This is a genomic window from Kitasatospora sp. NPDC098652 (genome assembly GCF_044760155.1).
GTDB lineage: Bacteria > Actinomycetota > Actinomycetes > Streptomycetales > Streptomycetaceae > Kitasatospora.
Map to the genome: position 1 here is coordinate 134,289 of NZ_JBIWAQ010000002.1, position 25,766 is coordinate 160,054.

Genomic DNA, 25,766 nt, shown 5'->3' on the forward strand with positions numbered 1-25,766 from the left:
CGGGCTCAGCGGGCGGCGGCTTCGGCGGGCGGCCGGGCCGTCAGGGGTCCTGCCTGCGCTCGTGCTCCAGGACGGCGCGCAACCGGCCGTGGGCGCGGCGGCGGGTGACGGCCAGGGTGCTGCGGTGCAGGCTGAGCAACTCGGCGGCCTCGTCGACGGAGTAGCCGTCGAGGTCCACCAGCACCACGGCGCGGGCCTGCTTGACGGTCAGGAAGCCGAGCAGGCGGACCACCTCCCAGCGCGCCTGCAACTCGGCCATCCCACCGGGCGACGGGCCGAACGCCGCCGCCCGCCCGTGTCCCGCGGCCTCGGCCGACTCCGGGAACTCGCGCAGCGCCGCCCGACGGCGCTCCCGGCGCCACTGGTCGCGCAGGATGTTCGTCATCGTGGTGAACACGTAGGCGTACGGCTGCGGGTGGCTGAGGAAGCGCTCCGGGCGGCGGGCGATCCGCAGGTACGCGTCGTGGACTACGTCACCGGCGGCGAGCGGGCTCCCGGCGAGCATCGCGGCCGCCTGCTGGAGTCTGGGCAGCAGCTCGGTGAACAAGCGGTTGAAGTCCGCCGACCGGTCCACCGGTTGGCCTTCCGTCGGCCCCGGGCCGAAGTCCTTGCGCGGTCCGCCCGCACACCGCTCGTTGCATTCCGCCATGCCGTTCTCCCCGGAAATCGGCACCCCGAACGCCCAGTTGGGGCCGTTTCCCACCCCTACCGGACATGTTGTGACACAGGTCACATCATAAGCCGTCCTCTCACCCTGCGCAGTCATTCGTGTGCAACTCGTCATCGGCCGAACGGAGCGGGCGTTCACCTTCCCCACCGCCGGGCCGGCCGGAGGGCATGACCACTGACAGCTGACGGATAACAGATTTCAAAATCTGTTATCCGTCAGCTGTCATCTGTTTTCTGTTCGTTGTCATCTGTCACCTGTTCCCTGCCATCCGTTCGCCGTCGTCCGTCGTCCAGCCTCCGTCAGCCGCCGGTCGCCGCCGGCGAGACCTCTGCCAGCAGCCGGGCGGCGTGCACCCGGCCGGCGTGCTCGACCAGGTTGATCAGCACCTCCTTGCCGGAGGCGCGCTGCCGGGCGTCGCAGAGCAGCACCGGCGTACCGGGGTCCAGGTCCAGCGCGCGGGCGACCTCCTCCGGGCCGTACTCGCGCGTCCCGGCGAATCGGTTCACCGCGACGACGAAGGGGATGCCGCGGTGCTCGAAGAAATCCACGGCCGGGAAGCAGTCGGTCAGCCGACGGGTGTCGGCGAGCACCACCGCACCGAGCGCCCCCTGGGCCAACTCGTCCCAGAGGAACCAGAACCGGTCCTGCCCCGGGGTTCCGAACAGGTAGACGGCCAGGCCCTCGCGGATGGTGATCCGGCCGAAGTCCATCGCCACCGTGGTGCTGGACTTACGCTCCACCCCGTCCAGGTCGTCCACCCCGCGCCCGGCCTCGGTGAGCCGCTCCTCGGTGCGCAGCGGACGGATCTCGCTGACCGCGCCGACCAGCGTCGTCTTGCCTACCCCGAACCCGCCCGCCACCAGGATCTTGAGCGCGAGCACGGAGTCGGACTGGTCCACCGGCCCCACCGGGGTGGACGGCCACCGGCTGATCGGGCGGCCCGGACCGGCGGGGTGATGACGGCCGGACGGCTGGTCAGAGTGCGCGGAGCCCATGGATGACCTCCTGGAGGATGCGTTCGTCGGGGAGCAGGGCGGGCGGCACAGGGCGGTTGACCCGGATGAGCCCGGCCGCCAGCAGGTCGCCGAGCAGCACCCGCACGACGCCCACCGGCAGGTCGAGGTCGGCGGCGAGCTCGGCCACGGACAGCGGTGTGCCCAGGCACCGGCGGAGGATCCGCGCCTGCTCCGGACCGATCGGCAGCTCGGCCGCGTCCGGTGCGAGCGCCGGGTCGGGCAGCTCGGACACCACCACGGCGATCAGGTCGAACTGCTGCTCACCGCTCCCGGTCCGGCCCCTGGTCATGGCGTACGGGCGGACCAGCGGTCCGGCCTCGTCGTCGTACCAGTGGGCCCGGTGGGCGGCGGCGAGCGGGTTCCGGGGCAGCCGGTCGGGGTCGGCCCTCGGGTGCTCCGGATGTCGCCGGTGGTACGGGTGGAAGGCGTGCTCCGCCCGGTGGTCCGGGCGGTCCGGCTGGGGCACCGAGCTCACCCTCCGTGCACCGTGCGGGGCGGGGCGCTCAGGTGCTCACCGACCCGGCGGACCAGTCTGGCCATCTCGTAGGCGACCAGCCCGAGATCGGCCCGCGCGGTGGCGAACACGGCCAGGCAGGTACCCTCCCCGGCCGCCGCGACCAGCAGGTAGCCGCCCTCCAACTCGACCATGGTCTGCCGGACTTCGCCCGCACCGAAGTGCCGCCCGGCACCCTTGGCGAGGCTGTGGAACCCGGCCGCGACGGCCGCCAGGTGCTCGCCGTCCTCCCGGGCCAGACCGGCCGAACTGCCCATGGCCAGACCGTCGGCGGAGAGCATCACGGTGAAGCGGACCTCGGGGGCGCGCTGGACCAACTCGTCGAGGAGCCAGCTCAGTTCCCCCGCGCGGTGGGTGGTGCCGATCACGACCGGTCTCCTTCGGTTCGGGTATCGGGTCTCGCTCCGGGCCGGAAGCCCGGCCGGGCTTCCGGCCGGGCGTCGGGCGGGGTGCCGGGCGAGGTGACGGGCGAGGTGCCGGGCCGGACTTCGGGCCGTTGGCCGCGGGCCCAGCCGTGCTGGAAGGCCGCCATCGCCGCCCGCGCCTCCTCCGGACTGCGGGCCACCGGCCCCGTACCGATTTCGCCCCCGCCTCCGCCTCCGGCTCCGGCTCCGGTGGTGACTCCGGTGGTGACTCCGCGGCGGCCGTACGGGGCGGCGGCGGGCGCCTCCCGCAGCTGCGGGGCGAGATTCGCCCGGCGCACCCGGCGCGGCAACTCCTCCGGACCGTCCACCAATCCGCGCTCGCCCGGCACCTCGCCCAGTGACCCGCTCGGAAACGCGCCCGTCGGTGGTGCGGAGGCGCCGTGCTGGGGCTGCGGCGGACCGGGCTGCGGGCGGGCGCCCGCACCCGGGCCTCCGTCCGCAGCCGGTCCGGCAGTCCGGGCACTGGAGGCCCGGAAGGGGGTGCGGTGCCCCGGCCCGGGGTCGACGCCCCGGGCTCCGAACGGCAGCAGCGCCCCGCCCTCCGGCAGCGGCCCACCCGCCGCCGGAAGCTCTGTCCCCGCCACCCCGCTGCCCGGGAGGGCGGGTTCCGCTCCGTCCCCCGCCGGATCCGGCACCCACTCGGGCTCCGGCTCCGGCGTGATGTCCAACTCCGGTACCGGCTCTTGGCCTTGCCCCGGCTCCCCCCGCTCGTCGGCCAACAGTCCGGTGGGCAGCAGCACCACCGCAGTGGTGCCGCCGTACGCGGAGGTCACCAGGGAGACCCGGACGTCGTGCCGCCGGGCGAGCCGGCTGACCACGAACAGGCCGAGCCGGTCGCTGTCGAACAGGTCGGTCTGTTCGGCCGCGGCGATCCGCCGGTTGGCGGCGGCCAGCGCGGCCGGCCCCATCCCGAGACCGCGGTCCTCGATCTCCAACGCGTAGCCGTTGCCGACCTGTTCACCGCGGATGTGCACCCTGGTGTGCGGCGGGGAGAACCCGGTGGCGTTCTCGACCAGTTCGGCCACCAGGTGGGTGAGGTCGGCTACGGCGTGGCCGACGACGGCGGCGCGCGGCAGTGGGTGCACCTCGACCCGGGCGTACTCCTCGACCTCCGAGACGGCCGCCCGCACCACGTCCACCAGCGGGACGGGCCGCCGCCAGGCCCGGCCGGGAGCCGCACCGGAGAGGATGATCAGCCCCTCGGCGTGGCGGCGCATCCGGGTGGTCAGGTGGTCCAGCCGGAACAGGTCGGCGAGCTCGGACGGGTCCTCGGTGCGGCGCTCCATGCTGTCCAGCAAGGTGAGTTGGCGGTGCACCAGGACCTGGCTGCGGCGCGCGAGGTTGACGAACACCCCGGACACTCCCGACAGCACCTCGGCCCGTTCCACCGCCGCCGTGACAGCTGCCCGCTGCACGGTACCGAGCGCCCGGTGCACCTGGCCGATCTCGTCGTCGCGGCCCACCGGCCGGGGCGCCTCGGATTCGATGTCCACCTCCTCGCCAGCAAGCAACTTCCGCATGGTGGACGGGAGTTTGCGCCAGGCAAGGTCAAGTGCCGTGTTACGCAGGCCGGTCAGCTCGGTGACCAGGCCGCGGCCGATCTGCACCGAGATCACCAGCGAGGCGACCACCCCGAGCAGCCCGAGCAGTACGGCGATCCCGGACGGGGTGAACAGGCCCAGTGCGTAAGGGTTCTGCTGTTCGGCGGCAAGCCGACCGGCCCGGTCCGCAACGTCGCGCAGCCCGGCGGCGACGCTCCCGGCCACCGCCGCCCACCGGTCCGCCGGCACCGCGGCGACGGCCGACCGGCCGTCGGCGGCGGTACGGACCTCCTCCTCGTAACCCACCAGTTCCCGGTGGTCAGGGCCGTCGGTGACGACGAGCAGTGTCTCCCGGTCGGCGTGGCCGAGACCGACCGTCGCGCCCTGCTCGAACGCGCGACGGGCGAAGGCCGCACCGGAGAACTCCCGCAGCTGGTCGTCACCGAGCCCGCCGGAGAGTTCGGCTGACCGCAGCAACGCGTCCTCACGGGACAGGAGTTCGCGGGTGCGGTCCAGCTCCGGCAGCGCCCGCGAGTCGGCCCCGGGGTGGCCGTCGCGCGGCGCGGCGACGGCACCGGACACGGCCAGCGCCCGGTCCACGGCCGCCCCGTACGCGGCGTACGCCTCGGACCAGCCCACGCTCCGGGTGAGCACCCTGCCGCGCAGTTCGGGCAGGGCGGCGAGCGCGGTGCCGAGGTCGTCCAGGCGGGCAGCGGCGTCGGCGCCGAGGCCCTGGGCATCGGCCCGGTTGTAGCCCCGGCCGGGGCGGCGCGGGTCGGGGAACAGCGGGGTGAGCGCCCGGTCGGTGGCGGCGGCGGCCTCGCGCAGGGCACTCTCCCGCCCTGCGGCGGGCACCGTCCCCGGGACGAGGCCCGGACCGGCCAACAGCTCTCCGGCGGCGGCGCGTTCGGCCTGCAGGCCGGCGACGGTGTCGGCGACGGGGGTGAGCAGGCTGCGCTGGGCGTCGCGCAGGCGCAGCAGGTCCCAGACGCCCTGGGCGGTGGTGACGGTGGCGAAGCCCCAGAGGGCGATGACGGAGACGACCGGGACCATCAGCAGGGCGATGATCCGGGCGCGCACGCTCCGGGGACGCAGCCCCCGCAGTCCGAACGGCCCGCGCAGCCCGCGCAGTCGGGGGCCGGGGCGCGACGAGCGAGCGGGCGGTCCGGCGTGGGCACCCCGGCGGGCGCCAGGGGTGGTGCCACGGACTTCTCGCATGGACGGGAGCCTTTCGGGCAAGGGCGACGGGGCTCGGGCGGCACGAACAGACTCGGGCGGCGCGGACGGGCTCAGGCGGCACAAGCAGGCTCAGGCCGCGCGGTCCCGGCCGTACGGATCCCGCCCGCCCGGGGCAGGGCCGGCCGGGTCGAAACCGTCCGCGGCGGGGCCGTACAGGCTTGTGAGCGCGGTGCCCGAGGACGCGGCGCCCGGCTCGGTGCCGGGCCGGGCGGCGGGGTCGGCGAACTCCTCGATCGCCAGCTCCCCCGCTGTCAGGTCGCCGGCCCGCTCCTGGGTGGTCGGGGAGAGCGCGACGAAGGCGGAGGCCAGGAAGAGGAACGAGCCGAGGCCGACGGCGAGCGGGAAGACGAACTCCATCGGGCTGACCCCGCCCAACCCGGCCCGGGCGGGATCCAGTTGGACGTGGACGGCCGCCATGCCGGTGTAGTGCATGCAGCTGACGGCCAGGCCCATGCCCAGTGAGGCGGCGGCCGCGGCGTACCCGTTGCGGACGGTGACGGCGGCCCAGAGCGCGGCGGTGGCGGCACCGACCGCGACCAGGACGGAGAGTGCGACCGTCCCGCCGTCGTAGCGCAGCCCGCCGTGCATCCGGACGGCGGCCATGCCGAGGTAGTGCATCGCGGCGACACCGACGCCGGTGGTGCAGCCGCCGCCCAGCAGAGCGAGGCCGCGGTGCCGGCCGTAGCAGACCACGGTCAGGCCGAGGCCGGTGACCAGTACGGCGACCAGCAGGCTCAGCACCGTGAGCGGCACGCTGTAGCGCAGTTCGGTTCCGTCGACGGCGAAGCCGAACATGGCGACGAAGTGCATGGTCCAGATCCCGGAGCCGATCGCGGCGGCTGCGGTGAGCAGCCAGTTCCGACGGGCGGCGCCCGTGGCGGCCAGGCCGCGCAGGGTGCAGCGCAACCCGAGGGCGGCACCGGCGCAGGCCATCGCGTAGGAGAGGACGGGGGTCAGCCAGCCGAAGCTGAACTGGTTGAGGGCTCCCATGGGACCTCCGGTCGACCGGTCGGGCCCGGGGCGGAATGCGGTACTCCCGGGCACCCCCGGCCGGGCGGACTGCATCCGACGGGCGCACGGGCATATGCCCGTCGCATGTGCGCTTCCGGCCTGGGGTGCGTGGGACGCTATCGAGCAGCTGGAATCGGCCAGGCGAAGATCTGAAAAGCTGCACGCGCGGCGCGGCCGCTGTGTTCGAATGACCCGGTCCTGTGCCCAGCGGCACCCGGGCGACTGACAGCAAACAAAAGACAGAAGACAGATAACAGATGTTGAAATCTGTTATCTGTCTTCTGAAAGTTGAACTCTGAAACCCGTCAGCCGTTCCCGTCAGCCCAGCGCCGTCATCCCAGCGCCGTCAGCCCTGCGCCGTGACCCGCACCCGCATCGCGCTCGCCGCCCGGAGCGTGATCCCCTGCACGAGCGCCACCCGCCGGTCCACCACCTCCAGGTCGAAGTCCCGCAGCAGCACCCCGAGGGTCAGCACCGACTCCAGCATCGAGAAGTGCTGCCCGATGCAGGCCCGCGGCCCGCCGCCGAACGGGAACCACGCGTAGCGGTGCCGCGCCTTCTCCTCCTCCGGCAGGAACCGGTCCGGGTCGAAGCGCTCGGGCTCGGCCCAGTGGTCCGGGTGCCGCTGGGTGACCAGCGGCGCGACCACGACCTGTGCCCCCGCCGGGATCACGTACCCGTCGATGACCGTCTCCTCGACCGCCCGCCGCCCGATCAGCGACGCCGCGGGAAAGAGCCGCATCGCCTCCTTGATCACCCGGGTGATGTACGGCAGCCGCTCCAGGTCCGCCGCCGTCGGCACCCGCCCGGCCAGAACGGTCCGCGCCTCCTCCTGGGCGAGCTTGCGCTGCTCCGGGTGCTTGGCCAGCAGGTGCAGGGCGAAGGCCAGCGAGGTGGCCGTGGTCTCGTGCCCGGCGAGCAGGAACACCAGGACCTGGTCCCGGAGTTCGGCCGGATCCAGCCGCTCGCCGTCCTCGCCGCGCGCCCGGCCGAGCAGCGTCAGCAGGTCGTCCGCCTCCTCGTCACCGCCCCCGCGCGCCGCCCGCTCCGCGATGATCCGGTCGCAGACCTCGTAGAGCGCCCGCTGCGCCTCCAGGCCGCGCCGGTTGCCCGGCGTCGGCCAGGTGCGCGGGAACCGGACCGGCGCGAAGCCTCGCTCCTTGATGTACTCGCCGAGCACCGGGAAGCTGCGGTTCACCACCTCCACCGCTTCCTCCACGTCGGCGCCGAAGAGGATCCGGGCGACGGCCCGCAGCGCGAACCGCGACATCTCCTCCGCAGCGTCCACCACCCCACCCGGCACCGCCCGCCAGCGCTCGGCGAGCGCCTGCGCCTCCTGAGCGAGCGCCTCCGCGTAGCCGTCGACCCGGCGACGGGTGAACAGCGGCTGGACCAGTCGGCGCTGACGCTGGTAGACCTCGTCCTGGCTGGTCAGCAGCCCGTTGCCGACACTGGTCCGCAGTTCGTCGTAGAAGCTGTTCTCCTTGCGGAAGTTCGCCGCCTCGCTGCCCAGCACCTGGTGGGCGCCCTCCGGCGAGAACACCCCGTAGAACTCGACACGCAGCCCGGGCGGCCCGGCCACCATGCGCACCACGTCGCCGTGGTCCCGCCGGGCCGCGAGGTAGGTGCGCAGCGGACGGCGGGTGAGGTCGAAGAGCGACCCGACCAGGGGGTTCCCGGCCGGTCCGGGTATGGCGGCTGCGGTGGCCATCGGCACTCCTTCTGGACTTCCTCGGCGCTGACGCGCGCTCGGCGGCCCTTCAACCTTACTGACGGGTATTCAGCCGGGGAAGCCGCGCGGAGGGACCGGGCCGCCGACCCACGCCGCCGGCCCGGTCCGCTCACTCGTATCACTCGTACTCGGTGCCACCCTTGCGGGTCAGGTAGGCGTCGCTGACCACCTTGGCGATCGCCCGCCCGCCGAGCACCGGGCTCCAGCGCTCGACCACCGGCCGGACCACCACGCCCTCACGCAGGTGGAGTTCACGCCCCGAGTGCGCCTCCTTGCCCTGCGCATGCGCCAGCACCGTCGCGGTGTCGAACGGCCCGCGCCACAGTTCGGTCACCAACGGCAGTTCGCCGTCCAGGAGTTCGGCGGCCGACAGCCAGGTCAGCTGCCCGTCCAGCACGGCCGACACGTCGAAGGCCGCGTACCCGGGGCGCTCGGTGCGCGCGGAGGCGCCGTACGTCAGGTCCTGCACTCCCTCGCCGAACACCTCGCCGAAGATGCCGACCCGCTCGGCACCCAGCCGCTCGGCCAACCGGGCCGCCACCGCCGGGATGTCGTACGCGCGCACCGCCCGCCAGTACAGGTTGCGCTCGTCCTCGGCGAGCGCCAGCCCCTGCGCGCCGATCCCCTTGGACGAGACGTGCACCTCGCCGGTGGCGGCGGTGTAGGTGACCAGGCAGCAGCTGCCGTGCAGCTTCTCGGTCAGCACCACGGGCTCGCCGGGCTCGAAGACGTCGGGGTGGCGCTTGAGGTTCTCGATGTCCACCCAGGGCAGCAGGTCGGGCGCGCTGAGGACCTCACCGTTCATCGAGGTCGGCACCGGCGGCTGCCACTTGACGATCCCGAGCAGGTCGGCGAAGTCCTCGCCCCGCTCGGCCGCCCCGGCCAGGTCGGTTCCGGCCAGCGCGCCGGGCCGGCAGACGATGCCCTGGGACAGCTCCCCGCGCAGCCGTACCGCCTTGACCCGGTTCGCCGCACTGCCCGCCAGCTTGCCGGTCAGCCCCAGCTCCTCGATCAACTCCTCGGGCAGGACGGCCTGTTCGGGGATGTAGACGGCGTGGTCGCCGGTCCGGTAGGAGCCCTTGGCCACCACCGCGCGATAGAGCCCGACCTGGGCCAACTCCAGCGCGTCGGCGTTCGGGTGCTCCAGGATGACCAGCTTCTCGGCGGTGACGCGCAGCGTGGACATGGGCGGACTCCTCCCCGTTGATCCGTTCGGATCGACCATCGGGCCCGGGCGGCCGACGGTCGGCCGCGCCTACGGGCTGTCGCCCACTCTGACCGTTCCACCTGCCCGGATGCGAAGGGTTTTCCACCGGCCGCCCTTGCGCCGGCCGTCCTTCCACCTGCCGCCCTTCCGGACCGAACCGTCCGTGCACGTTTGAGCCTTCGCACAGCAGCCCCGAGACCGTCGCCCCACCCCCGCTGTGCGATGTGACAGACGATTTATCGCTCGCATCTGCGGCACTATGATCGCCGTAATGGCCGCACCTGCGGCCACACCTCCGCGCCCCTTCCGGCGCGAACCCTGGAGGGGAAGCACCGATGAGCACTCGCACCACCCCCACCCGCAGACTCGCCGTCGCCGCCGCTGCGGCCCTCGTCCTCAGCCTCGGGGCCACCGCCTGCGGCAGCGACGGCGGCAAGTCCTCCGGCTCCGCCTCCTCGGCCGCGACCGCCGCCGCCACCGGCGCCACCGGCGCGGCGGGCACCGACGGAGCCACCGCCCCGAAGGCGAAGGGCGCCATCACCGTGTTCGCCGCCGCCTCCCTCAAGGAGACCTTCACCGAGCTCGGCAAGAAGTTCGAGGCCGCCAACCCGGGCACCAAGGTCACCTTCAACTTCGGCGGCAGCTCCGCCCTCGCCACCAGCATCAACTCCGGTGCACCGGCGGACGTCTTCGCCGCGGCCAGCCCGGCCACCATGAAGACGGTCACCGACGCGGGCGGCGCGAGCGGCCAGCCGACGACCTTCGTCAAGAACACCCTCGCCATCGCCGTGCCCAAGGGCAACCCCAAGCACCTCGCGGGCCTCAAGGACCTCACCGGTTCCGGCGTGAAGGTCGCGCTCTGCGCGAAGGAGGTGCCCTGTGGCGCCGCCGCCCTCACCGCGTTGAAGGCCGCCGGCGTCGACCTCACCCCGGTCACCCTGGAGCAGGACGTCAAGGGCGCGCTCACCAAGGTCGAGCTCGGCGAGGTCGACGCCTCGCTGGTGTACAAGACCGATGTGCAGGCCGATGCTGCGAAGATCGACGGCGTGGACTTCCCCGAGGCCGCCAAGGCCGTGAACGACTACCCGATCGCCGCACTCGCCAAGGCGCCGAACAAGGACGGCGCGGCCGCCTTCGTCGCCTACGTCCGGTCCCCCGAGGCCAAGCAGGTGCTGACCGCGGCGGGCTTCCAGGCGCCGTGACGGACCGCACCACCGGCAGCGACCGCAACCGGGACTCCGGCTCCCGCATCGGCACCGGCACCGGCGCCAGCTCCGACACCGGTACCGACACCGGTGCGGGCATCACCCGGGACGACGCAGCCCCGGCACCGGCAGGACCCGCGAACGCCCTGCCGGGCCGCCGCCGGGGCCCGCGCCGCCCCGGCGCACAGCGCGTCCCGGTCACACTGCTGCTCCCGGCGCTGCTCGGCCTGGCGTTCCTGATCCTCCCACTGGTCGGGCTGCTCGTCCGGGCGCCGTGGAGCGGCCTGTCCGAGCAGCTGACCAGCACCGCCGTCTGGGACGCCCTGCGGCTCTCGCTGATCTGCGCGACGGCCGCCACCGCGGTGTCGCTGGTCCTCGGGGTCCCGCTGGCCTGGCTGCTCGCGCGTACCGAGCTGCCCGGCCGGCGGGTGATCCGGGCGCTGATCACCTTGCCGCTGGTACTGCCCCCGGTGGTGGGCGGTGTGGCGCTGCTACTGGTGCTCGGCCGACGCGGCATCGTCGGTTCCTGGCTGGACTCGGCGTTCGGCATCACCCTGCCCTTCACCACCACCGGGGTGGTGATCGCCGAAACTTTCGTGGCGATGCCCTTCCTGGTGATCAGCGTGGAGGGCGCGCTGCGGGCGGCCGATCCCCGCTTCGAGGAGGCGGCCGCGACCCTGGGCGCCTCCCGGCTGACCGCGTTCCGCCGGGTCACCCTGCCGATGATCGCCCCCGGGATCGCCGCCGGAGCCGTCCTGGCCTGGGCCCGGGCGCTCGGCGAGTTCGGCGCGACGATCACCTTCGCGGGCAACTTCCCGGGCCGCACCCAGACCATGCCGCTGGCCGTCTACCTGGCCATGGAGTCCGACCCGGAGGCGGCGATCGCGCTGTCGCTGGTACTGCTGGTGGTCTCCGTCGCCGTCCTGGTCGGCCTGCGCGACCGCTGGATGTCGACCCCATGACCCCGGCCCCGATCCCGGACCCAGACCCGGCCTCGGCCCCGGCCCCGGCCCCGGGCGGACGCCCCCACACCCAGGACGCCGACAGGACGGCCGAACCGATGCCCCCCGAACCGCCCTCCGCCGCCGCCCCTGCCCCCGTCCCCGTCCCCGTCCCCGCACCGGGGGTCGGGGCCGCGCCCGCCGCCCTCGACGCCCACCTGCGGGTCGACCGCACCGCGTTCGCCCTCGACCTGGCGCTCACCGCCGCCCCCGGCGAGGTGATCGCCCTGCTCGGCCCGAACGGCGCCGGCAAGTCCACCGCGCTGCGCGCCCTCGCCGGCCTGCTCCCGCTCACCGGCGGCCACCTTCGCCTGGACGGCCACGTCCTGGAGGAACCGGCCCGGCGCCTGCACACCCCCGCCGAGCGGCGACCGGTCGGCGTGGTGTTCCAGGACTACCTGCTGTTCCCGCACCTCAGCGCGCTCGACAACGTCGCCTTCGGCCCGCGCTGCCAGGGCCGCCCCAAGCGCGAGGCCAGGGCCGAGGCGGCGGCCTGGCTGGACCGGATGGGCCTGGCGGGCCACGCCTCGGTGCGCCCCGGCCGGCTCTCCGGCGGCCAGGCCCAGCGGGTGGCGCTGGCCCGGGCCCTGGCCGTCCGCCCCCGGCTGCTCCTGCTGGACGAGCCGCTGGCCGCCCTGGACGCCCGCACCCGGCTCGACGTACGGTCCCAACTGCGGCGCCATCTGGCCGAGTTCGAGGCCGTGGCGGTGCTGGTGACGCACGACCCGCTGGACGCGATGGTGCTGGCCGACCGGCTGGTGGTGATCGAGGACGGCCGCGAGGTGCAGTCCGGCAGCCCGGCGGAGGTCGCCCGGCGTCCGCGCACCGACTACATCGCCCGCCTGGTCGGCCTCAACCTGTACCAGGGACGGGCCGAGGGCACCCTGGTCACCCTCCCGGACGGCACCGTCCTGACCACCACCGAGGAGCTGTCCGGACCGGCGTTCGTCGCCTTCCCGCCCGCCGCCGTCACCCTGTACCGGGAGCGGCCGCGGTCCAGCGCCCGCAACCTGTGGCAGGCCGAGGTCACCGGCCTGGACCTGCACGGCGACCAGGTGCGCGCCGAACTCGCCGGAACCCTGCCGATGGCCGCCGACCTCACCCCGGCCGCCGTCGCCGAACTGGGGCTGGCACCGGGAACACCGGTCTGGGCCTCGGTCAAGGCCACCCAGACTCACGCCTACCCGGCCTGACCCGGCCCGACCCCGGCGCCGGAGCGCCCTGTACCGCCCCGGCCCGCCGGACGACGCCGCGCCTGAGCGCGCCTACTCCGACGGCTCGACGAACCCCGACTCGTACGCGGCGATCACCGCCTGGGTACGGTCCCGCGCGCCCAGCTTCGCCAGCACGCTGCTGACGTGCGTCTTCACCGTCTGCACCCCGAGCACCAGCTGCTCGGCGATCTCCCCGTTGCTGAGCCCGCGCGCCATCATCCGCAGCACCTCGGCCTCCCGCCCGGTCAGCGCCGCCCGCTCCATGGCCGCGCGGGCGGCCGGGTTGCCGTGCCCGGCGGCCAGCTGCCGGATCGCGGCCGGGAAGAGCAGCGACTCGCCCGCCGCCGCCAGCCGTACCGCGTGGACGATCTCGGCCGGGCGGCTGCGCTTGAGCAGGAAGCCGTCGGCGCCCGCGCGCAGCGCCTGGTAGACGTAGTCGTCGTTCTCGAAGGTGGTGACGACCAGGATCCTCGGCGGCAACTCACCCGGCGGGCCGGGGCGCAGCAGTTCGCGGGTGGCCGCCAGGCCGTCCATGACGGGCATCCGGACGTCCATCAGCACCACTCGCGGGCGCAGCGCGCGGGCCAGGGACACGGCTTCCGCGCCGTCGCCCGCCTCGCCGACCACCCGCAGGTCGCCCTGGGCCTCCAGTACGGCCCGCATCCCGGCCCGGACCAGTTCCTCGTCGTCGGCGAGCAGGATGTCGGTCATGCCCGCGCCGCCTGCCGTCCTGCCGTCGCCTGCAAGATCATTCGTCACGAGCCCAAGCGTAGGGGCAGCCGGACGTCGAGCACCCACTCCGCTCCCCCGTCGCCGCCCGCCCCGACCATGGCCTCACCGCCGAGCAGCGCGGCCCGTTCCCTGATGCCGCGCAGCCCCTTGCCTCCCCTGCGGGAGCCGACCCGGCCTGGGCCGCCCCGGCTCGGCGCCGCCACCAGGCGGTTGGCGCAGCGCAGCTCCAACTGCCCCTCCCGAACGGCGATCTGGACATCGACCGGCTGGCCGGGCGCGTACTTGAGCGCGTTGGTGACGCCCTCCTGGACGATCCGGTAGGACTCGCGCGAGAGCACCCCGGGCAGCACCCCGGCGGGTATCTCGATGCTCGCCTCGACCGGGCTGCCGGCCGCGCGGGCGGTGTCGAACAGCGCGGGCAGCTGGTCGATGCCGGGCTGCTCGGTGGCCGCCCCGTTCCGCGCCGCGCCGCCTGCCGGGGTCTCCCGCAGCAGGACGAGGGTGCGTTCGAGGTCCTCCATCGCCTGCCGCCCGGTCTCCTCGATGACCTCCAGCGCCTTGGCGGCGAAGGCCGGGTCCCCGACCTCGCGCGCCGCCCCCGCCTGGAGGACCGTCACCGTCAGTGCGTGGCCGATGGAGTCGTGCAGCTCGCGGGCCAACCGGTTGCGCTCCAGCAGCCGTTCGGCCCGAAGCTCCGCCTCCGCCAGCCGCTCCGCCGGGGACGGCCCCAGCAGCCTCACGGCCATGGCGAGTTGGAGGCGGCCAGCCCAGACCACCAGCCAGCCGTAGCCGAGCGCCGGCACCGGGGCGAGCGGGAGGTACCAGAAGCCGCGCGGACCGGTCAGCAGGTCGAAGACCGGAGCGAGGCCGAAGACCGTGGCGAAGCCGATCGCCGAACCGAGCGCCACCCGCCCGATCAACCAGGCCGCCGTACGGCGCCGGTCGGCCCAGGTGCCGGAGGGTTCGACGCCGATGTCCTCCTCGCGGTCGGGCACCAGCAGCAGTCGCGCCTGCACGCCCTCTGCGCGGCGCGCCGCCGGGATGAGGGCGACGAGCCCGAGCAGGACGACGTCCAGCGAGACGGCCGCCGTCAGGATCGAGCCGAGGCTCCGCTGGTACGTCCCCGGGTAGACATCAGGACGACGCCCGCGAAGATCCACCCCACCAGCAGGTGCAGCAGCCGGGCGTAGGTGGCACCGGCCACCAGCGGCGCGAGGATCGCGGTCGCTCGGCCCCGGCTCCGGAACGCGTTCATTCGTGGCACCGCCCCATCCTGCCAGCTCAGCGGGCGGCCCCGGCTCCCCCGCCGGGTTGTCGCCGTCTCCCTCCCGGGAGGGAGACGAATCCCCGCTGCGGCGGGATCCGCCCACCAGCCCGTTCCGGTCGAATGGAACCGCCGACCGGAACACGGACGGTGACAGCGACGAGGAGGGGAAAGCGGCCGTGATCAAGATCCAGGGCCTGACCAAGGAGTACGACGGCCGTCGGGTCGTCGACGACCTGTCGTTCGAGGTCCGGCCCGGCGTGGTGACCGGCTTCCTGGGCCCGAACGGCGCCGGGAAGAGCACCACCATGCGGCTGGTCCTCGGCCTGGACCGCCCCACCGCCGGGCGCGCCCTGGTCGGCGGCCGTTCGTACGCCGAACTCGCCGAGCCGCTGCGGCAGGTGGGCGCGCTGCTGGACGCCCAGGCCCTGCACGGCGGCCGGACGGCGCAGGGCCACCTGCGCTGGCTCGCCGCGAGCAACGGCCTGCCGGCGCGACGGGTCGGCGAGGTGCTCGCCCAGGTCGGGCTGGCCGAGGCCGCCGGGCGACGGATCCGGGGCTTCTCGCTCGGGATGCGCCAGCGCCTCGGGGTGGCCGCCGCACTGCTCGGCGACCCGCCGGTGCTGCTCCTGGACGAACCGGTCAACGGCCTGGACCCGGAGGGCATCCGCTGGATCCGCACCCTGCTGCGCGAACTGGCCGCCGAGGGACGGGCGGTACTGGTCTCCTCCCACCTGATGACCGAAATGGCCCTCACCGCCGACCACTTGGTGGTGATCGGTCGCGGCCGACTGCTCGCGGACGCCGCCACCGCCGAGTTCATCGACCGCCACGGCCGCACCAGGATCCGGGTCCGGGCGGTGGACGCCGCCAAGCTGGCCGCGTTGCTCGGCGGGCCCGGCCACGGCCTCGACGCCGTCGAAGTCGACGGCGGCGCCTGGGAGGTGACCGGCGCCGAACCCGAGCGGATCGCCGCACTGGCCGCCGCCAACGGCGTGGTGCTGTACGAGATCGCGGTCCAACAGGACTCGCTGGAGGAGGCGTTCATGCGGATGACCGCGGACAGCGTCGAGTACCGGGCGGAGTCCGTCGCATGAGTGCCGTTCCGTACACCGCCAACGCCTTCCGGGCCGAGCGGGTCAAGCTCACCACCCTCCGCTCGCTCTGGGTCCCGCCGTTGCTCTCCGTGCTGCTCACCGTCGGCGCGACCACGGCCGTCGGCGCGATACTCGGCGACAAGGACCACAGCATCACCGACGACCCGGGCGTCGGCATCTTCTACGGACTCAACTTCGGCCAGGCGGCACTGGTCGCCTTCGGTGTCCTGCTGATCGGCCAGGAGTTCAACACCCGGATGATCGACGTCTCCCTCGCCGCCGTCCCCGGGCGCGGCCGACTGTACGGCGCCAAGCTGGCGTTGGGCGCCCTGATCGGCCTCGGCGTGGGCGCGCTCGGCACGGCGGGCTCCTACGCCGGGTACGCGGCCACCGTGCCCGCCGACTGGCACGGCCCCGCCTTCGCCCGCGCGGCCACCGCCGGGGTGCTGTACCCGGCGCTGCTGGTGGTGTTCTGCCTCGGGGTGACCGCACTGTTGGGCAATCTCACCGCCGCCATGGGCCTGTTGACGCCGACCGTCTTCCTGCTCTCGCCGCTGCTCGGCGGCGTGCCCGGGGTGCGCCGGGTGGCCCAGTTCCTCCCCGACCGGGCAGGCCAGTACGCGCTGCACTACGCCGACGACCCGCAGCTCGCGTACGGGCACTGGACCGGCCTGGCGATCATGGCGATCTGGACGGCGCTGGCCGCGTACGGGGGACTGCGGGCGATGCGGGAGCGCACCAAGTGACCGTGAGCGAAGGAGAGATGAGGATGAGCCTCGGCAACGCCCTGCGCGCCGAACGGATCAAGTTCACCACCCTGCCCTCGCAGTGGGCGGCACCGCTGACCGCAGTTGTCCTCACCGTCGGGGTGACCGCGGCCGTCAACGCCGCCTACGCGGCGAAGGACCATGTCCCCGGCGAGGACCCGGCCGGCGGGATCTTCTACGGCCTGCTGTTCGGCCACGTGGCCGTGGCCTGCCTCGGCATCCTGCTGATGGGGCAGGAGTTCAACACCCGGATGATCGGCACCTCGCTCACCGCCGTCCCCCGGCGCGGCGAGCTGTACGGTGCCAAGCTCGCACTCGGCGCCGGGCTCGGCCTGTTGGTGGGGCTGGCCTCCACGGCGGGCTCCTTCCTCGCCTTCGACGCCACCGCCGGCCTTGACCTCTCCACCCCGGGCCTGGCCCACAGCTTCCTGGCCGGCGTGCTCTACCACCCGCTGATGGTGCTGATCTGCCTCGGACTGACCGCGATGCTGGGAAACTTCAGCGCCGCGCTCGGCCTGCTCACCCCGATGGTGTTCCTCGGCACCACCTGGCTGGCGGCGATTCCCGGCGTGCGTGAGATCGGCCAGTTCCTGCCCGACCGGGCCGGCCTCTACGCGATGCGCACCCAGACCGAGCCCGGCATCCACTACGGCCACTGGACGGGCCTGCTGATCATGGCGCTCTGGACGGCCGCGGCGGTGTACGGCGGGCTACGGGCGATGCAGCGCTACCAGGCTTCGGGCGAGTAGCGGGATGGCGGGCGGGCGACAGGAGGGCGGGCAGAGCAGGGCCAGCGACGGGTAACAGATGACAACAAACAGATGACAGATAACAGCGAACAGATTTCGAAATCTGTTCGCTGTTATCTGTTACCTGTCATCTGTCATCGGACATCCGTTCGCCGCCGGCCCGCCCCGTCACCGCAGCGCCGGGTGCTCCGCGATCACCGTGCAGCTCCCCGGGGCGATCTCGGTGAAGCCCGCATCCCGGACCACCGGCAGCCCGCTGCGCACCAGTTCCTCCCACGCCCCCGGCTCCGCCGTGCGGACGGCGAGCGCGAAGCCCGACTCCGCCCACTCCTTGCGCTGCGCATCGTCCAGCCGCCACCAGGCGAGCTGAGCCGCGTGCCCGGTCTGGGCCATGGTCTTGCCCGCGCTCATCTCCAGCTCCGGGTTGAGCCAGAGCACCGGCAGTCCCGGCTCGGGCGCGCCGACCTCGGCGGTCTCCTCCAGGTCCGTCCCGGAGACCTGCAACTTGGCGAGCTCCTTCGGCCAGCCGTCCAAGGGGATCGGCGGGAACACCCGCACCTCCGCCTCCCGCCCCTGCACCGTGATCCCCGACAACTCCCCGGCCCGACGCCACTCCCCGCCCCGAGCACGCCGGACCACCTTGCGGATCCGGGCGTCCTCCCAGGCCTCGACCTGCTCCGCCCACTCCCCGTCCGGCCCGGTCACCCGGGGGTCGGCGAGCAGCGTCAGCACCGCCCGTGCCGAGGTCTCCAGCGCGTCCGTCCGCCCGGGCGGCGTGGCCTTCTCCAGCCGGACGACCAGCGGCAGCACGTACTGCGGCCGCGCGTCGCGGTCCTCGGGGTCGGGAAGGTCGCCGGGGGCGGGAGCGGGGGCCGGGGCATCGAACGGAGAAGTCACCCGTCCAGCATGCCAGCCCCGCCATCACCGCCCCGGCCCGCCCCCGCGCCCTCGCACCGCACCCGCACCCGCACCCGAGCCGTGCCCGAGCCGCCAGCGCACCGCGCGCCCCACCCCGGCCCGGCAGCCCCGCTCAGCGCAGCCGCTGCCGCAGTTCGTCCACCGCCGCCCGGATCCCCGCGCTGTAGGCGTCCTCCGGCAGCGCGTCCAGGCTCCGGACCGCCCGTTCCAGCTGTTCGCGCGCGAGGTCGGGTTCCCCGAGCTTGAGGTGGTCGGAGGCCAGGTTGAGGTGCAGCGACGGATAGAAGGCCCGTACCTGGAGCGCGGACTCGTAGGTCCGGGCGCGCTCGGCGGTCAGCGAGTCGGCGGCCGCGAGGGCCCGCCGGTCCCACTCCAGTTCGGCCCGGGGGTCGTCCTGCAGGTCGGCCAGATAGTGCGCCAGGACGCAGCGGTGGAAGACGTCCCGCTCGCCCAGTTCCTCCCAGAGGGCCTCGAAGCTGGCCCGCGCCTCGGCGGTCCGCCCGAGCTGCGCCGCCCGCACACCGTTCAGTCCGAGTGCGATCCGGCCGAGCGCCGACTCGTCAGCACCCCCGTCCGGACCGGACTCCGCCGAGGACACACCGTGCACATCAGACACATCGGATACATCGGACATGACGGCAGCCTAGGGCCAGTCCGGCGGGTCCCGCCCGGCGAGGTCGGCCGGACAGGCCCGGCGGCCCGCTCAGCGCCGGTAGCCGCGCTGTGGGTCCCGCTCCTCCGCGTCCTCGTAGATCAGGAACCAGCCCTCGGGGTGCGTCGCGGCCAGCAGCAACTCGGTGCGCTGCTCGGCGCCGAGCTCCGGGTCGCCGTCGTCCGGCCCGTACACGCCGAACAGTTCGTCGTGACAGCCGTCCCAGTCGTAGTCGTACAGGTCGGCGGGCAGGTCGCCCATCATGTCGGCCACCGACTCGGGCTGGGAGCCCAGCAGCGTCCGGGCGTCCACCAGGGCCATCCGCAGCGCGAGCTCCTCGGCGAGGCAGCGCGGCAGCGGCCATTCGCCGAGTGCGAGGTCGTCGGCCAGGTCGTCGAAGGCCCGGGCCATGGTGCGCCGCCAGCCCCGGTGGAGCCGCCAAGTGCGCTGGGGCAGCCGGGCGAAGACCGTCCAGTCGACGTCCTCGCCGTCGACCACCGGGTCGTCCCCGTGCTCGTCGAGGTCGTCGTAGGCGGCGTCGGCCAGGCCGAGCAGCTGGGCGTGCAGCAGGCAGGCGGTGCGCGGGGTAAGGGTCCAGTCGGCACCGGCGCCGCCCTCCTCGTCCTCGCCGTCCAGCGGGAACAGTTCGGCGAAGTCCGGGGTGAAGTCCTCGGTGACGCTGATCTCCAGCGTGCCGCCGATCGCCTCGACCCCGGGGATGGCGGCCACCAGCCGGTCCGGGTGGAGCAGCGCACCGAGCGCCGCGTTGGCGTCCTCGGCCACCTCGCGCAGCAGTTCACGGCGCTGGCCGGCCGGGTCGACGCCGTCGAAGTCCAGCTCCTCGACGGCCTTGATCGCGGCCGCGCGCAGCGCCGGCCAGTCGTTGATCCGCAGGCCCAGCACCACCGTCGCCTCGATCTCCGGTGCGCCGGAGTACTCTGCCGCGCCCGGCCCCTGCGGATGATCGCTTCGCTCGCCCATGGGGCTACGGTACGGCTTTTCGGCCGCCCGATCACCGGTCCGGAGCAGCTTCCGGAGAGCTTCTCGGCCACCGCCCGGCCGTGTCTCTGTCACCCGGACGCACGACGCGGGCAGGATGGGCCCATGGCTGACATCAACGAGTACGGCGGCGGGCAGGGCCCGAACGCCGACGTCATGGTCGTGACCACCAACGACATCCCCGGCTTCCGGGTCGACCACGTGATCGGCGAGGTCTTCGGGCTGACCGTGCGCAGCCGCCACGTCGGCAGCCAGATCGGTGCCGGACTCAAGTCGCTGATCGGCGGCGAGCTGCGGGGTCTGACGAAGACCCTGGTCGAGAGCCGCAACGAGGCGATGCAGCGGCTGATCGAGCAGACCAAGGCGCGCGGCGGCAACGCCGTCCTGATGATGCGCTTCGACGTGACGGCGGCGGCGGACGTCGGCACCGAGGTCTGCGCGTACGGCACCGCCGCGGTGATCTCGCCGATCGGCTGAGGCCCCGCGCCCCTCGCCACACCGCGCCGCGCCCCACGCCACGCCACACCACGCCGCGCCGCTCTGAGGGCCGGCTGCGCGGGGAACAGCCACCGACCGCCCGATGTTTCACGTGCGTGACTGTTTACGGTGCAACAGACGAGGCCGGCGAGCGGCGCGTGGACGTCCTGGTGGTGGGTGCCGGACAGGCCGGACTGTCCGCCGCCTACCACCTCGGCCGCCGCGGCTTCGCCCGCTACCGGGCAGGAGTCGACGGCGGCTTCGTCGTACTCGACGCCAACCCCGCCCCCGGCGGCGCCTGGGCCCACCGCTCGCCGTCCCTGCGGATGGCCACCGTGCACGGCTTCCATGACCTCCCGGACGCCGAGCTCCCAGCGCCCGACCCGGAGGCCCGCGCGCGGGAGGTGGTGCCGGGGTACTTCACGGCGTACGAGGCCCGGCACGCGCTCCCGGTCGTGCGCCCGGTCGCGGTACGCGCCGTACGCGCCGAGTCCTATCGCCCCGGCTCCCGGCTGCTGGTCGAGACCGACCGCGGCACCTGGTCCACCCGCGCACTGGTCAACGCCACCGGCACCTGGACCCGCCCGTTCCTCCCCCACTACCCCGGCCACTTCGCGGGCCGTCAGCTGCACTACGCCGAGTACCGCGGCCCCGAGGAGTTCGCGGGTCGGCGCGTCCTGGTGGTGGGCGGCGGCGCCTCGGCGATCCAGGTGCTGTCCGAGGTGGCCGCGGTCGGCGAGACGGTCTGGGTCACCCGCTCCGAACCCGTCTTCCACGAGGGCCCGTTCACCCCCGAGTACGGGCGCGCGGTGGTCGCCAAGGTCGAGGAGCGGGTCCGCCAGGGCCTGCCGGTGCGCAGCGTGGTGAGCGTGACCGGCCTCGGCCCGTCCGTCGCCTACCGCCGAGCCGAGGAGCTGGGCGCGCTGCACCGCCGCCCGATGTTCGACCGGCTCACCGAGCACGGAGTCGCCTGGGGCGAGCAGGAGTTGGCGGTGGACGCGATCGTCTGGGCGACCGGCTTCCGCCCCGAGGTCGGCCACCTCGCCCCGCTCGGCCTGCGCTCCCCCGGCGGCGGCATCGCGCTCACCGGGACCCGCGCCACCGCCGACCCGCGCGTCCACCTGGTCGGCTACGGGCCGTCCGCCAGCACCATCGGCGCCAACCGGGCGGGCCGCGCCGCCGTCAACGATCTGGTCGAGTTGCTCGGGGGCCCGACCGGGCGGGCCGGGGAGGCCGGGAAGGCAGGGGAGGCCGGGGAGGCCGGGCGCGGGACCGAATCCGCGGCCGATCCGGTCCCCGTCACCGCCGTACCCGCACCCGTACCCGCGCCCGCACTCGCGCCCGTCCCCGCCGCCGTCTGACGGCCCGGGTCAGCGGTCGTAGTCGACGGTGACCCGGTCGGTGACCGGCCGGGCCTGGCAGGTGAGGACGTAGCCGGCCGCCAGCTCCTTCTCCTCCAGCGCGAAGTTGCGGCGCATCTCCACCTCGCCCTCGGTGACCAGGGCCCGGCAGGTGCCGCAGACCCCGCCCTTGCAGGCGAAGGGCAGGTCGGGGCGGGAGCGCTGGGCGCCGTCCAGGATCGAACGGTCGCGCGGGAGGCTGAGGGTGCTGCCGCGGCCGTCGAGGACGACCGTGACCTCGCTGCGCTCACCGACCGCGGCCTCGGCCGCGCCGTCGGGACCGTCCAGGTCCTCGTCCCGCTCGGCGAGCGGCTCGTCCTCGGCGTGGAACAGCTCCTGGTGCACCCGCTCCCCCGGCACGGCCAGTTCGGCGAGCAGTTCCTTCGCCCCGGCGACCATGCCGAACGGCCCGCACAGCCACCAGTGCCCGACGGCGCCGACGTCCACCAGCGCCGCCAGCAGCGCCCGGACCCGCTCCGGGTCCAGTCGGCCGCTGAGCAGTTCGGCGTCCCTGGTCTCCCGGGAGAGCACGTGGACCAGCTGGAACCGGCCGAGGTAGCGGTCCTTGAGGTCGGCCAGCTCGTCCGCGAACATCACGGTGTCGCTGCGCCGGTTGCCGTAGAGCAGGGTGACGGTGGAGCGGCGGTCGGCAGCCAGCACGGAGGCGGCGATCGACAGCATCGGGGTGATGCCGGAGCCCGCCGCGAGCAGCACGTGGTCGGCGGGGACACCGAGTTCGGGGGTGAACAGGCCGGACGGGGTCAGCACCTCGACCTCCTCGCCGGGCCGGGCCTCGCGCACCAGCCAGCGCGAGAACAGCCCGCCGGGCACCTCGCGGACGGCGATCCGCAGCGGGCCGCCGACCGGCGCGCAGATCGAGTACGAGCGGCGCTCGTCGGTGCCGTCCACCAGCTTGCGCAGGGTCAGGGTCTGGCCGGGACGGAACGCGAACTCGGCCGCCAGGGCGTCCGGCACCGCGAAGGTCACCGCCACGGCGTCCTCGCAGAGCCGCTCCACCCGGTCGATCCGCAGCCGGTGGAAGCTCGGGCGGCGGGCCGGGCGGACGGGATCCGTCACAGGGGTCGCGGCGGGCATTCAGATCTCCTTGACGCGTTCGAACGGCTCGCGGCAGGCGCGGCAGCGCCAGAGCGCCTTGCAGGCGGTGGAGCCGAAGCGGGACAGCTCCTCCGTGTCGGTGCCGCCGCAGTGCGGGCAGGGCACGGGGGCCGCGGCGCCCGCGCGGGTGGGGCCGAGGGTGAGCGGGACCGGTCCGGGGCCGGGCGCGAGGGCCGAGGTCGGGCGCGGCGGGGCGATGCCCGCCTCGGCGAGCTTGCGGCGGCCCTCGGCGGTGATCAGGTCGGTGGACCACGGCGGGTCCAGCCGCAGCCGCACCCGGACGTCCGGGTACCCGGCGGCGCGCAGCCGGCGGTCCACGTCGGCGGCCATCTCGGCGACGGCCGGGCAGCCCGAGTAGGTCGGCGTCAGCCAGGCGGTCACCGTGCCGCTGCCGTCGTCCACCTCGACCCCGGCGAGCACGCCCAGGTCGGCCAGGGTGAGCATGGGCAGCTCCGGGTCCGGGACGGCCGCGGCGACCGACCAGGCCGTCCCGCGGACGGTGTCCGCAGTGCCCATGTCCACAGTGCCCGGAGCCGCGGCGCCCGTATGCGCGGTGCCCGTGTCCGCGGTGCCCGTCACCACGTCGCCCCCGGGTGGGCGCGCGCCACCACCTGCAGCTCGGCGAGCAGCGGGCCGAGCGCCTCGGTGTGCACGCCATCGCGGCCGGCCCGGCCCAGGACGGTGGCCAGCGGCGGGACGTCCGGCAGGGTCAGCCCGGCCTCCGCGACGACGGCGGCGAGCTCGCGCAGCACCGGTTCGCGCAGGCCGGCCGGGTCGACGCCGGCCCGCAGCTCCACCGGGTGCGCGGTGAACAGCTCGTCCAGCAGCGGCCAGACCGCGTCCAGCCCGGCCTGCATCCGCTCCGCCGAGTACGGCGTGCCGTCGCCGAGGCGCAGCGTCCAGGCGGTGGCGTACTCGCGGTGGTAGGCCAGTTCCTTGACGCCCCGGGCCGCGACCGCGGCCAGCACCGGGTCCGGGTGGGCGCTCAGCGCCTCGTACAGCGCGCCGCGGGCGGTGGCGAACAGCAGCAGCCGGGCGATCGAGTACGCGAAGTCGCCGTTCGGGGTCTCCACCAGGCGGACGTTGCGGAACTCGTGCTCCTCCCGCCAGTACGCGAGGTCGTCCTCGGTGCGGCCGGAGCCGTCCGCCTGGCCGGCCCGGGTGAGCAGCAGCCGGGCCTGGCCGAGCAGGTCCAGGCCCAGGTTGGCGAGCGCGACCTCCTCCTCCAGCTCGGGCGCCCGGGTGCACCACTCGATCAGCCGCTGGGAGAGCACCAGGGCGTCGTCGCCGAGCATCTGGCAGTAGGCGGCGAGGTCGGCACCATCCAGGCCGGCGGGCAGGGCGGTGTCCACGCCGAGCAGCGGGTCGGCGAAGCCCGTCCCGTACGCCCAGCGGCCCTCGCCCTCGGGGCCGGGGGCGGCCCCGGCGAGGCTGAGGTAGACGTGGTCGTCCTCGGTGGCGGACGTGGTGTGGTCGTGCACGGTGACTCCCCCGTCAGATGTGCGGGACATCCTCGGGGATGTCGTAGAAGGTCGGGTGGCGGTAGACCTTGTCGCCACTGGGCTCGAAGAACGGGTCGCGCTCGTCCGGGGTGGAGGCGGTGATCGCGTCCGAGCGGACCACCCAGAGGCTGACGCCCTCGTTGCGGCGGGTGTACAGGTCGCGGGCGGCGAGCAGCGCCATCCGGTCGTCGGAGGCGTGCAGCGAGCCGACGTGGACGTGGTTCAGGCCGCGCCGGGGGCGCACGAACACCTCGTACAGCGGCCAGCCGGCCTTGGGCCCTGCCTCGGACTCGGTCACTTCTCGTTCTCCTGTTCGGGGGTGGGCCGCGCGGCGGCCGCGGCGTGTTCGGCGTCGGCGGCGCGCTTGGCGGCGTAGGCGACTGCCGCCTCGCGCACCCAGGCGCCGTCCTCGTGCGCGGCCCGGCGGCGGTCGACGCGCTGGGCGTTGCACGGGCCCTGGCCGTGGATGACCCTGGTCAGCTCGGACCAGTCCGGCTCGCCGAAGTCCCAGCCGCCGCGCTCCTCGTTCCAGCGCAGCTCGGGGTCGGGGAGGGTGACGCCCAGGTGCTCGGCCTGCGGGACGGTCATGTCGACGAAGCGCTGCCGGAGCTCGTCGTTGGTGTGGCGCTTGATCCGCCAGGCCATCGAGCGGGCGGTGTTCGGCGAGTCGGCGTCCGGCGGACCGAACATCATCAGCGACGGCCACCACCAGCGGTCGACCGCGTCCTGGACCATCCGGCGCTGACCCTCGGTGCCGCGCATCAGGGTCATCAGGAGCTCGTAGCCCTGACGCTGGTGGAAGGACTCCTCCTTGCAGATCCGCACCATCGCGCGGGCGTACGGACCGTAGCTGCAGCGGCAGAGCGGGACCTGGTTGCAGATCGCGGCACCGTCCACCAGCCAGCCGATCACGCCGACGTCGGCGAAGGTGAGGGTGGGGTAGTTGAAGATCGAGGAGTACTTCTGGCGGCCGTTGATCAGCTTCTCGGTGAGCTCGGCGCGGTCGACGCCGAGGGTCTCGGCGGCGGCGTAGAGGTAGAGGCCGTGGCCCGCCTCGTCCTGGGCCTTGGCGAGCAGGATCGCCTTGCGGCGCAGCGAGGGGGCCCGGGTGAGCCAGTTGCCCTCGGGCTGCATGCCGATGATCTCGGAGTGGGCGTGCTGGGCGATCTGGCGGATCAGGGTGGCCCGGTAGGCGTCGGGCATCCAGTCCCGGGGCTCGATCCGCTGTTCGGCGGCGATCACCGCGTCGAACCGGTCCTCCGGCGTCTGCGCGGGGACCGCCTCTGCCACCTCTGTTGTCACCACGGTCCCCTCTCGT

The 25,766-nt window shown here is 74.2% G+C and carries 26 protein-coding genes; 8 read left to right on the top strand and 18 right to left on the bottom strand.

What is annotated here, in order from left to right:
* Positions 1–40: 40 nt before the first annotated feature.
* The 8 genes from ACIQWA_RS04685 to ACIQWA_RS04720 form a co-directional block, all read right to left on the bottom strand.
* Positions 41–649 carry an RNA polymerase sigma factor gene (locus tag ACIQWA_RS04685; RefSeq protein WP_402478127.1) on the bottom strand — a complete coding sequence of 203 codons (609 nt, stop codon included), beginning with the start codon at positions 647–649 and terminating at the stop codon, positions 41–43.
* Between the two features lie 320 nt (positions 650–969).
* Positions 970–1,569 (bottom strand): GTP-binding protein, encoded by a 600-nt coding sequence (locus tag ACIQWA_RS04690; RefSeq protein ID WP_402478130.1) that lies wholly within the window; start codon positions 1,567–1,569, stop codon positions 970–972.
* 76 nt (positions 1,570–1,645) lie between these two features.
* Entirely contained in the window at positions 1,646–2,056 is a 411-nt protein-coding gene (locus ACIQWA_RS04695; protein ID WP_360229965.1) for a DUF742 domain-containing protein, read from the bottom strand.
* Between the two features lie 101 nt (positions 2,057–2,157).
* Positions 2,158–2,568: a roadblock/LC7 domain-containing protein gene (locus tag ACIQWA_RS04700; RefSeq protein WP_360229816.1), complete on the bottom strand. Its 411-nt coding sequence runs from the start codon at positions 2,566–2,568 to the stop codon at positions 2,158–2,160.
* Positions 2,565–5,384 (bottom strand): nitrate- and nitrite sensing domain-containing protein, encoded by a 2,820-nt coding sequence (locus ACIQWA_RS04705; RefSeq protein ID WP_402478133.1) that lies wholly within the window; start codon positions 5,382–5,384, stop codon positions 2,565–2,567. Before ACIQWA_RS04705 ends, ACIQWA_RS04700 begins: the two co-directional genes overlap by 4 nt.
* Before the next feature lie 90 nt (positions 5,385–5,474).
* Entirely contained in the window at positions 5,475–6,395 is a 921-nt protein-coding gene (locus tag ACIQWA_RS04710) for an MHYT domain-containing protein (RefSeq protein ID WP_402478135.1), read from the bottom strand.
* Positions 6,396–6,762: 367 nt separating this feature from the next.
* A complete protein-coding gene (locus ACIQWA_RS04715) occupies positions 6,763–8,127 on the bottom strand; it encodes a cytochrome P450 (protein ID WP_402478138.1) in 1,365 nt (454 codons plus the stop codon).
* A 139-nt stretch (positions 8,128–8,266) separates the two neighbouring features.
* Entirely contained in the window at positions 8,267–9,334 is a 1,068-nt protein-coding gene (locus ACIQWA_RS04720) for an RNA ligase (ATP) (RefSeq protein ID WP_402478141.1), read from the bottom strand.
* 356 nt (positions 9,335–9,690) lie between these two features.
* On the opposite strand from ACIQWA_RS04720, the gene modA reads away from it, so the two are divergent.
* The 3 genes from modA to ACIQWA_RS04735 all read left to right on the top strand — a co-directional run bounded on the left by modA (position 9,691) and on the right by ACIQWA_RS04735 (position 12,754).
* The gene (gene modA / locus ACIQWA_RS04725; RefSeq protein WP_402478144.1) at positions 9,691–10,557 is read left to right on the top strand and encodes a molybdate ABC transporter substrate-binding protein; all 867 of its coding nucleotides are present in this window, start codon (positions 9,691–9,693) and stop codon (positions 10,555–10,557) included.
* A 101-nt stretch (positions 10,558–10,658) separates the two neighbouring features.
* Positions 10,659–11,522: an ABC transporter permease gene (locus ACIQWA_RS04730; protein ID WP_402479662.1), complete on the top strand. Its 864-nt coding sequence runs from the start codon at positions 10,659–10,661 to the stop codon at positions 11,520–11,522.
* A gap of 98 nt (positions 11,523–11,620) precedes the next feature.
* Positions 11,621–12,754 (top strand): ABC transporter ATP-binding protein, encoded by a 1,134-nt coding sequence (locus ACIQWA_RS04735; protein ID WP_402478147.1) that lies wholly within the window; start codon positions 11,621–11,623, stop codon positions 12,752–12,754.
* Positions 12,755–12,826: 72 nt separating this feature from the next.
* Here ACIQWA_RS04735 and ACIQWA_RS04740 read toward each other — a convergent pair whose 3' ends face one another.
* Both ACIQWA_RS04740 and ACIQWA_RS04745 read right to left on the bottom strand, forming a co-directional pair.
* Positions 12,827–13,486 (bottom strand): response regulator, encoded by a 660-nt coding sequence (locus ACIQWA_RS04740; protein ID WP_402479664.1) that lies wholly within the window; start codon positions 13,484–13,486, stop codon positions 12,827–12,829.
* Between the two features lie 44 nt (positions 13,487–13,530).
* Positions 13,531–14,253 (bottom strand): sensor histidine kinase, encoded by a 723-nt coding sequence (locus ACIQWA_RS04745; RefSeq protein WP_402479667.1) that lies wholly within the window; start codon positions 14,251–14,253, stop codon positions 13,531–13,533.
* A gap of 697 nt (positions 14,254–14,950) precedes the next feature.
* Here ACIQWA_RS04745 and ACIQWA_RS04750 point away from each other — a divergent pair.
* Genes ACIQWA_RS04750 through ACIQWA_RS04760 form a run of 3 tightly spaced genes read left to right on the top strand, consistent with a single transcriptional unit; the run spans position 14,951 to position 17,384 of the window.
* Positions 14,951–15,868 carry an ATP-binding cassette domain-containing protein gene (locus tag ACIQWA_RS04750; RefSeq protein WP_402478150.1) on the top strand — a complete coding sequence of 306 codons (918 nt, stop codon included), beginning with the start codon at positions 14,951–14,953 and terminating at the stop codon, positions 15,866–15,868.
* Positions 15,865–16,614, top strand: coding sequence for a hypothetical protein (locus ACIQWA_RS04755; RefSeq protein WP_402478154.1), 750 nt, complete (start codon positions 15,865–15,867; stop codon positions 16,612–16,614). Before ACIQWA_RS04750 ends, ACIQWA_RS04755 begins: the two co-directional genes overlap by 4 nt.
* A 23-nt stretch (positions 16,615–16,637) precedes the next feature.
* Positions 16,638–17,384: a hypothetical protein gene (locus ACIQWA_RS04760; RefSeq protein WP_402478156.1), complete on the top strand. Its 747-nt coding sequence runs from the start codon at positions 16,638–16,640 to the stop codon at positions 17,382–17,384.
* Positions 17,385–17,552: 168 nt separating this feature from the next.
* Here ACIQWA_RS04760 and ACIQWA_RS04765 read toward each other — a convergent pair whose 3' ends face one another.
* The 3 genes from ACIQWA_RS04765 to ACIQWA_RS04775 all read right to left on the bottom strand — a co-directional run bounded on the left by ACIQWA_RS04765 (position 17,553) and on the right by ACIQWA_RS04775 (position 19,935).
* Positions 17,553–18,281, bottom strand: coding sequence for an aminoacyl-tRNA hydrolase (locus ACIQWA_RS04765; RefSeq protein ID WP_402478159.1), 729 nt, complete (start codon positions 18,279–18,281; stop codon positions 17,553–17,555).
* A 133-nt stretch (positions 18,282–18,414) separates the two neighbouring features.
* Positions 18,415–18,936: a hypothetical protein gene (locus tag ACIQWA_RS04770; protein ID WP_402478162.1), complete on the bottom strand. Its 522-nt coding sequence runs from the start codon at positions 18,934–18,936 to the stop codon at positions 18,415–18,417.
* Between the two features lie 69 nt (positions 18,937–19,005).
* Entirely contained in the window at positions 19,006–19,935 is a 930-nt protein-coding gene (locus tag ACIQWA_RS04775) for a hypothetical protein (protein ID WP_402478165.1), read from the bottom strand.
* 123 nt (positions 19,936–20,058) lie between these two features.
* Between ACIQWA_RS04775 and ACIQWA_RS04780 the strand changes: the two genes are divergently transcribed.
* Positions 20,059–20,430 carry a YbjQ family protein gene (locus ACIQWA_RS04780; RefSeq protein WP_360229844.1) on the top strand — a complete coding sequence of 124 codons (372 nt, stop codon included), beginning with the start codon at positions 20,059–20,061 and terminating at the stop codon, positions 20,428–20,430.
* Between the two features lie 116 nt (positions 20,431–20,546).
* Positions 20,547–21,791: an NAD(P)-binding domain-containing protein gene (locus ACIQWA_RS04785; RefSeq protein WP_402478168.1), complete on the top strand. Its 1,245-nt coding sequence runs from the start codon at positions 20,547–20,549 to the stop codon at positions 21,789–21,791.
* 9 nt (positions 21,792–21,800) lie between these two features.
* Here ACIQWA_RS04785 and paaE read toward each other — a convergent pair whose 3' ends face one another.
* From paaE to paaA, 5 genes are read right to left on the bottom strand one after another with little or no spacing between them, the layout of a single operon-like run.
* The gene (paaE, locus tag ACIQWA_RS04790) at positions 21,801–22,925 is read right to left on the bottom strand and encodes a 1,2-phenylacetyl-CoA epoxidase subunit PaaE (RefSeq protein WP_402478171.1); all 1,125 of its coding nucleotides are present in this window, start codon (positions 22,923–22,925) and stop codon (positions 21,801–21,803) included.
* Positions 22,926–23,462 carry a 1,2-phenylacetyl-CoA epoxidase subunit PaaD gene (gene paaD / locus ACIQWA_RS04795; RefSeq protein WP_402478173.1) on the bottom strand — a complete coding sequence of 179 codons (537 nt, stop codon included), beginning with the start codon at positions 23,460–23,462 and terminating at the stop codon, positions 22,926–22,928.
* A gap of 59 nt (positions 23,463–23,521) precedes the next feature.
* A complete protein-coding gene (gene paaC, locus ACIQWA_RS04800) occupies positions 23,522–24,457 on the bottom strand; it encodes a 1,2-phenylacetyl-CoA epoxidase subunit PaaC (protein ID WP_402478176.1) in 936 nt (311 codons plus the stop codon).
* Positions 24,441–24,746, bottom strand: a complete 306-nt coding sequence (paaB, locus tag ACIQWA_RS04805; protein WP_360229852.1) for a 1,2-phenylacetyl-CoA epoxidase subunit PaaB — start codon at positions 24,744–24,746, stop codon at positions 24,441–24,443. The genes paaC and paaB overlap by 17 nt, the downstream gene beginning before the upstream one ends.
* Positions 24,743–25,753, bottom strand: coding sequence for a 1,2-phenylacetyl-CoA epoxidase subunit PaaA (gene paaA / locus ACIQWA_RS04810; RefSeq protein ID WP_402478179.1), 1,011 nt, complete (start codon positions 25,751–25,753; stop codon positions 24,743–24,745). The genes paaB and paaA overlap by 4 nt, the downstream gene beginning before the upstream one ends.
* Positions 25,754–25,766: the final 13 nt, after the last annotated feature.

Coding starts and splice junctions, on each gene's coding strand:
- ACIQWA_RS04685 (WP_402478127.1), bottom strand. CDS start 649: ATGGCGGAATGCAACGAGCGGTGTGCGGGCGGACCGCGCAAGGACTTC.
- ACIQWA_RS04705 (WP_402478133.1), bottom strand. CDS start 5,384: ATGCGAGAAGTCCGTGGCACCACCCCTGGCGCCCGCCGGGGTGCCCAC.
- ACIQWA_RS04710 (WP_402478135.1), bottom strand. CDS start 6,395: ATGGGAGCCCTCAACCAGTTCAGCTTCGGCTGGCTGACCCCCGTCCTC.
- ACIQWA_RS04715 (WP_402478138.1), bottom strand. CDS start 8,127: ATGGCCACCGCAGCCGCCATACCCGGACCGGCCGGGAACCCCCTGGTC.
- ACIQWA_RS04720 (WP_402478141.1), bottom strand. CDS start 9,334: ATGTCCACGCTGCGCGTCACCGCCGAGAAGCTGGTCATCCTGGAGCAC.
- modA (WP_402478144.1), top strand. CDS start 9,691: ATGAGCACTCGCACCACCCCCACCCGCAGACTCGCCGTCGCCGCCGCT.
- ACIQWA_RS04735 (WP_402478147.1), top strand. CDS start 11,621: ATGCCCCCCGAACCGCCCTCCGCCGCCGCCCCTGCCCCCGTCCCCGTC.
- ACIQWA_RS04740 (WP_402479664.1), bottom strand. CDS start 13,486: ATGACCGACATCCTGCTCGCCGACGACGAGGAACTGGTCCGGGCCGGG.
- ACIQWA_RS04745 (WP_402479667.1), bottom strand. CDS start 14,253: ATGGCCGTGAGGCTGCTGGGGCCGTCCCCGGCGGAGCGGCTGGCGGAG.
- ACIQWA_RS04755 (WP_402478154.1), top strand. CDS start 15,865: ATGAGTGCCGTTCCGTACACCGCCAACGCCTTCCGGGCCGAGCGGGTC.
- ACIQWA_RS04760 (WP_402478156.1), top strand. CDS start 16,638: ATGAGCCTCGGCAACGCCCTGCGCGCCGAACGGATCAAGTTCACCACC.
- ACIQWA_RS04770 (WP_402478162.1), bottom strand. CDS start 18,936: ATGTCCGATGTATCCGATGTGTCTGATGTGCACGGTGTGTCCTCGGCG.
- ACIQWA_RS04775 (WP_402478165.1), bottom strand. CDS start 19,935: ATGGGCGAGCGAAGCGATCATCCGCAGGGGCCGGGCGCGGCAGAGTAC.
- ACIQWA_RS04780 (WP_360229844.1), top strand. CDS start 20,059: ATGGCTGACATCAACGAGTACGGCGGCGGGCAGGGCCCGAACGCCGAC.
- paaE (WP_402478171.1), bottom strand. CDS start 22,925: ATGCCCGCCGCGACCCCTGTGACGGATCCCGTCCGCCCGGCCCGCCGC.
- paaD (WP_402478173.1), bottom strand. CDS start 23,462: ATGGGCACTGCGGACACCGTCCGCGGGACGGCCTGGTCGGTCGCCGCG.
- paaC (WP_402478176.1), bottom strand. CDS start 24,457: ATGTCCCGCACATCTGACGGGGGAGTCACCGTGCACGACCACACCACG.